Source organism: Sphingomonas sp. Leaf412 (assembly GCF_001425405.1).
In the GTDB taxonomy this organism is placed as follows: domain Bacteria; phylum Pseudomonadota; class Alphaproteobacteria; order Sphingomonadales; family Sphingomonadaceae; genus Sphingomonas.
In genome coordinates, this window is sequence record NZ_LMQP01000003.1 from 337,103 (window position 1) to 344,414 (window position 7,312).

The 7,312-nt window shown below is 71.2% G+C and carries 7 protein-coding genes; 2 read left to right on the forward strand and 5 right to left on the reverse strand.

Annotated features, from left to right (window positions below):
* The 5 genes from truB to ASG29_RS08775 form a co-directional block, all read right to left on the reverse strand.
* A partial coding sequence (truB, locus tag ASG29_RS17505) for a tRNA pseudouridine(55) synthase TruB (RefSeq protein ID WP_235532836.1) occupies positions 1-526 on the reverse strand: 526 nt, incomplete at its 3' end.
* 1 nt (position 527) lies between these two features.
* On the reverse strand, positions 528-1,217 hold the full coding sequence (locus ASG29_RS08760) for a site-2 protease family protein (RefSeq protein WP_055982909.1): 690 nt from the start codon (positions 1,215-1,217) through the stop codon (positions 528-530).
* Positions 1,218-1,274: 57 nt separating this feature from the next.
* The gene (gene mutS, locus ASG29_RS08765) at positions 1,275-3,842 is read right to left on the reverse strand and encodes a DNA mismatch repair protein MutS (RefSeq protein ID WP_055982911.1); all 2,568 of its coding nucleotides are present in this window, start codon (positions 3,840-3,842) and stop codon (positions 1,275-1,277) included.
* 31 nt (positions 3,843-3,873) lie between these two features.
* Positions 3,874-4,146: a type II toxin-antitoxin system RelE/ParE family toxin gene (locus tag ASG29_RS08770; protein WP_055982913.1), complete on the reverse strand. Its 273-nt coding sequence runs from the start codon at positions 4,144-4,146 to the stop codon at positions 3,874-3,876.
* Positions 4,139-4,327 (reverse strand): hypothetical protein, encoded by a 189-nt coding sequence (locus tag ASG29_RS08775; RefSeq protein WP_055985332.1) that lies wholly within the window; start codon positions 4,325-4,327, stop codon positions 4,139-4,141. The genes ASG29_RS08770 and ASG29_RS08775 overlap by 8 nt, the downstream gene beginning before the upstream one ends.
* A 67-nt stretch (positions 4,328-4,394) precedes the next feature.
* Here ASG29_RS08775 and ASG29_RS08780 point away from each other — a divergent pair, with 67 nt between their 5' ends.
* Positions 4,395-4,910 (forward strand): methylated-DNA--[protein]-cysteine S-methyltransferase, encoded by a 516-nt coding sequence (locus ASG29_RS08780; protein WP_055982915.1) that lies wholly within the window; start codon positions 4,395-4,397, stop codon positions 4,908-4,910.
* Positions 4,911-4,919: 9 nt separating this feature from the next.
* Positions 4,920-7,208, forward strand: coding sequence for an NADP-dependent malic enzyme (locus ASG29_RS08785; protein ID WP_055982917.1), 2,289 nt, complete (start codon positions 4,920-4,922; stop codon positions 7,206-7,208).
* Positions 7,209-7,312: the final 104 nt, after the last annotated feature.

Consider the following 7,312-nt stretch of genomic DNA (forward strand, 5'->3'; position numbering starts at 1 on the left):
TCTGCCCCTCCACCACGGCCTCCGGCCGCGGTCCCCCTCCCCGAGCGAGCTCGGGGAGGATCGTCAGCGCGCGCACCGTCACGCTGCGCGTCGCCAGCACGACGTCCTCGCCCGCGCGCGCCAGGTCGTAGGCGCGCTTGCCGTCGACCTTCAGCGCGGAATAGGCGGGCGGGACCTGCTCGATCGGTCCGGTGAAGCGCGGCAGGACCGCCTCCAGCGCCGCGCGCGTCGGGCGCACGTCGCTTGTCGCCGTCACCGCGCCTTCGGCGTCCAGCGTCGCGGTTTCCTCCCCGAAGCGGATCGTGAATTCGTACGTCTTGTCGCCGTCGAGCATCCGGCCCGCCAGCTTCGTCGCCTCCCCGATCGCGATCGGGAGGACGCCGGTGGCCAGCGGGTCGAGCGTGCCGCCGTGCCCGACCTTCGCCTTGCCATAGCCGCCCTGGCGCAGCGCGCGCTTCACCGCGGTGACGGCGTCGGTCGAGCCGAGCCCGAGCGGCTTGTCGAGGATCAGCCAGCCGTGGAGCATGTCAGCCGAAGACCGCGGCGAGTTTCAGATATTGCTCCAGCAGCGCCTGCGCGGGCGGGGCAACGAGCCGCTGGACGATGTTCGCGGACGGGACCAGCGCGGGCAGGACCAGCAGCAGGACGATCAGCAGCGGGAAGCCGAAGCGCGCCAGCTGGTCCCATTTCAGCGCCAGCCGCTCCGGCAGCAGCCCCGCGACGACGTGCCCGCCGTCGAACGGGGGTAGGGGGATGAGGTTGAAGATCGCGAGGAAGACGTTGATGATGAGGAAGTTGACGAGGTTGGCGGCGAGGAACGCGGACGCGCTGCCCGCTTCCGGCGTGGCGACGCTGGACGCGAACACGCCCAGCATGATCGCACCGACGAAGGCGAGGATCAGGTTCGACCCGGGTCCCGCCAGCGCGACCAGCAGCATCCCCTTGCGCGGGTTCTGCAATCGTCGCGCGTCGACCGGAACGGGGCGCGCCCAGCCGAACACCGGCGCCTTCGCGATCGCCAGCATCAGCGGCAGGACGATCGTGCCGACCGGATCGACGTGGCGCAGCGGATTGAGGCTGAGCCGCTTCTGTTCCTCCGCCGTGGGATCGCCCAGTGCGCGCGCGGCCAGGCCGTGCGCGACCTCGTGGAAGACGATCGCGATCACCAGCGGGATGATCCACACCGCCGCCGACCAGATAATGCCATTCGGGTCCATGCGGTGCGAGATAGGGCGGCGGACGACGCGCCGCCAGCGCCGCGTTCGCCGCGGCCCTTATTCGCGGGCCAGCGCCTTGAGCCGGTACAATGTTTCCAGCGCCGCGCGCGGGGTCAGCGCGTCGACGTCCAGTGCCTCCACCTCGGCGCGGATCGCGTCGCACGTGGCCTCCTCCGCCTGTGCCGCGGCGGCGAACAGCGGCAGGTCGTCCAGCCCGGCGGCGAGGCCGCCCGTCTTCGCGCGTCCCGCCTCCAGCTTCGCCAGCACCGTCTTCGCACGCGCCACCGTCGCGGGCGGCATCCCCGCCAGCCGCGCGACCGCCAGGCCGTAGGAGCGGTCCGCCGGCCCGTCGGACAGTTCGTGGAGGAGGACCAGTTCCCCCTTCCACTCGCGCGCCCGCACGTGATGCAACGACAGCGCGTCGCAGCGCTCGGCCAGCCGCGTCAGCTCGTGGTAATGGGTCGCGAACAGGCAGCGGCAGCGATTGTCCTCGTGGATCGCCTCCACCACCGCCCAGGCGATGGCGAGCCCGTCATAGGTGCTGGTCCCGCGCCCGACCTCGTCCAGGATGACGAACGACCGCTCCGTCGCCTGCGCCAGGATCGCGGCGGTCTCCACCATCTCGACCATGAAGGTCGACCGCCCGCGCGCGAGATTGTCCGACGCACCGACGCGGCTGAACAGGCGGTCGACCAGCCCCAGCCGCGCGGATGCGGCGGGGACGTAGCTGCCCGCCTGCGCCAGCACCGCGATCAGCGCGTTCTGCCGCAGGAAGGTGGACTTGCCGCCCATGTTCGGGCCGGTCACCAGCCACAATCGCGACGCGGGCGACAGCGCGCAATCGTTGGCGACGAAGCGCTCGCCCGATCGCGCCAGCGCGGTCTCGACCACCGGGTGCCGCCCCTCGACGATCTCGAAGCACGCCTCGTCCGCGAAGGCGGGCCGGGTCCAGCCGCCCTCGACCGCGCGTTCCGCCAGCGCGGCGGCGACATCGACCCGCGCCAGCGCGTCGGCGGTTGCGGCGATCGCCTCGCGCGTCGCCAGCGCGGTCGCGGTCAGTTCCTCCAGATGCGCCGCCTCCGCGGCCAGCGCATGCGCCCCCGCCTGCGTCACGCGCGCCGCCACGTCGTGCAGATCGGGCGCGTTGAAGCGGACCACGCCCGCCAGCGTCTGGCGATGCGTGAAGCCGCTGTCCGCCTTCATCAGCGGGTCGGCCGCCTTCGCGGGCACCTCGATATGATAGCCAAGAACGCCGTTGTGGCGGATCTTCAGCGTCGCGATGCCCGTCTTCGCGCGCATCTCGCCCTCCAGCGCCGCGATCGCGCGCCGCCCGCCCGCGCCGGTATCGCGCAGCGCGTCGAGCGCGGCGTCATGGCCCGCGGCGATATAGCCGCCGTCCGACGCCTCGATCGGGGGGGAGGGGACCAAGGCGCGCTTCAGCAGGTCGATCAGCGCGCCGTGCCCGCGCAGCAGCGGGACGAGCGTGGCGACCAATGCGGGCCGCTCCGCCACGTCGGCCAGGCGCTGTGCCAGCGTCCAGGCGTGGTCGAGGCCGTCGCGCAATTGCCCCAGGTCGCGCGGACTGCCGCGCCCCGCCGCCAGCCGCCCCAGCGCGCGGCCGATATCGGGCAGCGCGCGCAACGCGGCGCGGACGCCCTCGCGCAGGCCCGCCTCCTCGAACATGCGGATCAGGTCCATCCGCGCGTCGATCGCGGCGCGGTCCAGCAGCGGCGCGCCGATATCCGCCGCGAGCAGCCGCGCGCCCGCGCCCGTGACGGTGCGGTCGACCGCGTCGAGCAGGCTGCCGCGCCGCTCGCCGGTTGCGGTGCGCGTCAGTTCCAGGCTCTCGCGCGTCGCGGCGTCGATCGCCATGCTGCCCGCCGCGGCGACGACGACCGGCGGGCGCAGGAACGGCAGCTTGCCCTTGCCGACATGGTCCAGATACGCGACCAGCCCGCCCGCCGCGCTCAGCGCCGCGCGCCCCGACAGGCCGAAGCCGTCGAGCGTCGCGACGCCGAACAGCCGCTTCAGCCGCGCCTCGCCCGCGCCGCTGTCGAAATCGCCGCGCGGGCGGTACGCGGTCGCGTCCCAGTCGCTGCCCTCGACCGCGACGACCTCCGCCGCGCCGAGCCGCGCCAGCTCGCTCGGGGCCTGTCCGGCGGCGACCTCGATCACCTCGAACCGCCCGGTCGACACGTCCGCCGCCGCGATCGCCACCGCGCCCGCGGCTTCCCCGATCGCGACGCACCAGTTGGTGGCGCGCGCGTCGAGCAACGTCTCCTCGGTCAGCGTGCCCGCGGTGACGACGCGCACGATCGCGCGATTGACCAGCGCCTTCGACCCGCGTGCTTTCCGCGCCGCATCGGGCGTTTCGGTCTGCTCCGCGATGGCGACGCGATGCCCGGCCTTGATGAGGCGTTGCAGGTACGCGGTGGACGCATGGACGGGCACGCCGCACATCGCGACCTTCGCCCCCTCATGCTCCCCCCGCGCGGTCAGCGCGATGTCGAGCACCTGGCTTGCCACGCGCGCGTCGTCGAAGAACAGTTCAAAGAAATCGCCCATGCGATAGAACAGCAGGCAATCCCCGGCTTCCGCCTTCAGCGCCAGATATTGCGCCATCATCGGCGTGGGGGTGGGGGTGACGGTCATGCGATCAGTCCGGACGTCGGGCGCCGTGGCGGACGCCGAGGATCAGGACATCCTCTCCCACCACGTCGTATCGCAGGATGTAGGGCGGCACCGTCACCATCTCGCGCGTTCCGTCCTTGACCGGACGCCCCCGGTTCGGAAAGTCCCGCAGGCTTGCGGCCAGGTCGAGCAGGCGACGACCCATGCGGTCGGCAGCAGCGACGTCGAACAATTCGATGTAGGAGACGATCAGATCGAGTTGCTCCGACGCTTCGTCAGTCCAGGCGACCCTAGCCATTGCGAGCGGCGAGCCACTCCCGGAAGGGCAGGCGACCAGGCTTTCCCCACGTCTTCAGCCATTCGGCCACGACTTCATGGTCGTGATACCGTCCTGCCGCGATATCGGCACGCGCTCGCGCGATCGACGCGGCGTCCGCCTCTTCATCGCGTTCCTCGAAGATGCCGGGCTCGTGTTTCATCGCGACCATGCATACCCGCGCCCGCGCGCCATTTCCAGCCGCCCCGCGCAGCCGCTATCGTACCCATATGCTCCACGCCGCACCCCTGCCGTCGCCCGTCGGCATGCTGACCCTCGTCGCGGACGACGCCGCGCTCGTCGCGATCCTCTGGCCCGACGACCCGCCCGCGCGCGTGCCGCTTTCGACCCCGGGCGACGGTACCGATCACCCCGTCCTCGCCGCCGCGGCGTGCCAGCTGACCGAATATTTTGCGGGCGCGCGCACCGCGTTCGACCTGCCGCTCGCGCCGCGCGGGACCGATTTCCAGCGCGCGGTGTGGGACCAGCTCGCCTTCATCCCGTTCGGGGAGACGCGCAGCTATGCCGATATCGCGCGCGCCGTCGGACGCCCCGTGGCCACGCGCGCGGTGGGGGCGGCGAACGGGCGCAATCCCCTGTCGATCGTGTTGCCGTGCCACCGCGTCGTCGGCAGTTCGGGCGCGCTCACCGGCTTCGCGGGCGGGCTGCCCGCCAAGCGCTGGCTGCTGGCGCACGAGGGCGTTTCCAACCCCGACCTGTTTACCGTGAGGGCCAATCTACCCTAAGACCCGCGCATGACCGACGATCGCACCTCCGCCGAAGATCCCCCGCTGGACGTGAACGTCCAGTTTTCGGAACGCGAGGCGTTGCTGTTCCATTCCGAAGGACGGCCGGGCAAGATCGAGATCGTGGCGTCCAAGCCGATGGCGACGCAGCGCGACCTGGCGCTCGCCTATTCCCCCGGTGTCGCGGTGCCCGTCCGCGCGATCGCGGAGGATCCCGCCACCGCGTACGACTACACCGCCAAGGGGAACCTCGTCGCGGTCATCTCCAACGGCACCGCGATCCTCGGCCTCGGCAACCTCGGCGCGCTGGCGTCGAAGCCGGTGATGGAGGGCAAGGCGGTCCTCTTCAAGCGCTTCGCCGACGTCGATTCGATCGACATCGAGCTGAAGACCGAGGATGTCGACCGCCTGATCGACGCGATCGAGCTGATGGAGCCGACGTTCGGCGGCATCAACCTGGAGGATATCAAGGCGCCCGAATGCTTCATCATCGAGCAGACGTTGCGCGAGCGGATGAACATCCCCGTCTTCCACGACGACCAGCACGGCACCGCGATCATCACCGCCGCGGGCCTCATCAACGCCTGCCTGCTGACCGGGCGGCGGCTGGACGAGGTGAAGATCGTCGTCAACGGCGCGGGCGCGGCGGCGATCGCGTGCACCGAATTGATGAAGGCGATGGGCGTGCGCCACGACAATGTCGTGATGTGCGACCGCAAGGGCGTGATCTTCCAGGGCCGCGAGGACGTGAACCAGTGGCAGTCGGCGCACGCCGCCGCCACCGACCGCCGCACGCTGACCGAGGCGCTGCACGGCGCCGACGTGTTCCTGGGCCTGTCAGCCGCGGGCGCGCTGAAGCCCGAGATGGTGAAGGACATGGCGCCCGCGCCGATCATCTTCGCGATGGCCAATCCGGAGCCGGAGATCCGCCCCGAACTGGCGAAGGCGGCGCGGCCCGACGCGATCGTGGCGACGGGGCGGTCGGACTATCCGAACCAGGTCAACAACGTGCTGGGCTTCCCCTTCATCTTCCGCGGCGCGCTGGACGTGCGGGCCACGGGCATCAACGACGCGATGAAGATCGCCGCGGCGCACGCCATCGCCGAGCTGGCGCGCGACCGCGTGCCGGAGGAGGTCGCCGCGGCCTATGGCGTCAGCCACAGCTTCGGCCCCGACTACATCATCCCCGCGCCGTTCGATCCGCGGCTGATGGAGATGGTGTCGGTCGCGGTGGCGCGCGCGGCGATGGATTCGGGCGTCGCAACGAAGCCGATCGTCGACCTCGACGCCTATCGCCAGCAATTGCGCGCGCGGCTGAACCCCACGACCGCGGTGCTCAGCCTCGCCTATGAAGGCGCGCGCGCGCATCCCAAGCGCGTGCTGTTCGCGGAGGGCGAGGAGGAAGTCGTCCTGCGCGCCGCGATCGCGTTCAAGGAGGGCGGGTACGGCACGCCGGTGCTGGTCGGGCGCGACGACGTCCACGATCGCCTGCGCGCGCTGGGCATCGCCAACCCGGAGGAATATGAGGTCCACAACAGCCGCATCTCCCCATTGGTGCCGCGGATGGCGGACTTCCTGTACAACCGGTTGCAGCGCCGCGGCTTCCTGCGCCGCGATTGCGAGCGGATGATAAACCAGGACCGCAACATCTTCGGCGCCGTGCTGCTCCAGCTGGGCGAGGCGGATGCGATGATTACGGGCATCACGCGGACCTGGGCGCATTCGATGCGCGAGGTGAAGCGCGTGATCGACCCCGCGCCCGGCCGCACGCCGTTCGGCATCCACGTGCTGGTGGGTCAGTCGCACACCGTGTTCATCGCGGACACGACGGTTAACGAGCGCCCCAGCGCGGAGGAACTGGCCGACATCGCGGAGCAGACCGCGGCGGTCGCGCGTCGCATGGGGCACGAACCGCGCGTCGCGTTCCTCAGCTATTCCACCTTCGGCAACCCCGAGGGGCAGTGGCTGGACAATATCCGCGCCGCGGTGGACGTGCTCGACGGGCGTCAGGTGGGGTTCGAATATGAGGGCGAGATGGCGCCCGACGTCGCGCTGAATCCCAAGCAGCTGGCGAAATATCCGTTCGCGCGGCTGTCCGGCCCCGCCAACGTGCTGGTGATGCCGGGCCTGCAATCGGCCAACATCTCCGCCAAGCTGCTGCGCGAGCTGGGCGGCGACCACATGATCGGGCCGATGCTTGTGGGGATGGAGAAGGCGGTGCAGATCGCGCCGATGACCTCGACCGCCAGCGACCTGGTGACGCTGGCGGTGCTGGCGGCGGGCGGCATCGCGCGGTGACGCCAGCCCTCTCCCCGTCGGGGAGAGGGTCGGGGAGAGGGGCAGGTGTCTCACCGAGAAGGCCCGCCTGTGGCTGGCCCCCCCCCCCCCCCCCCCCCCCCCCC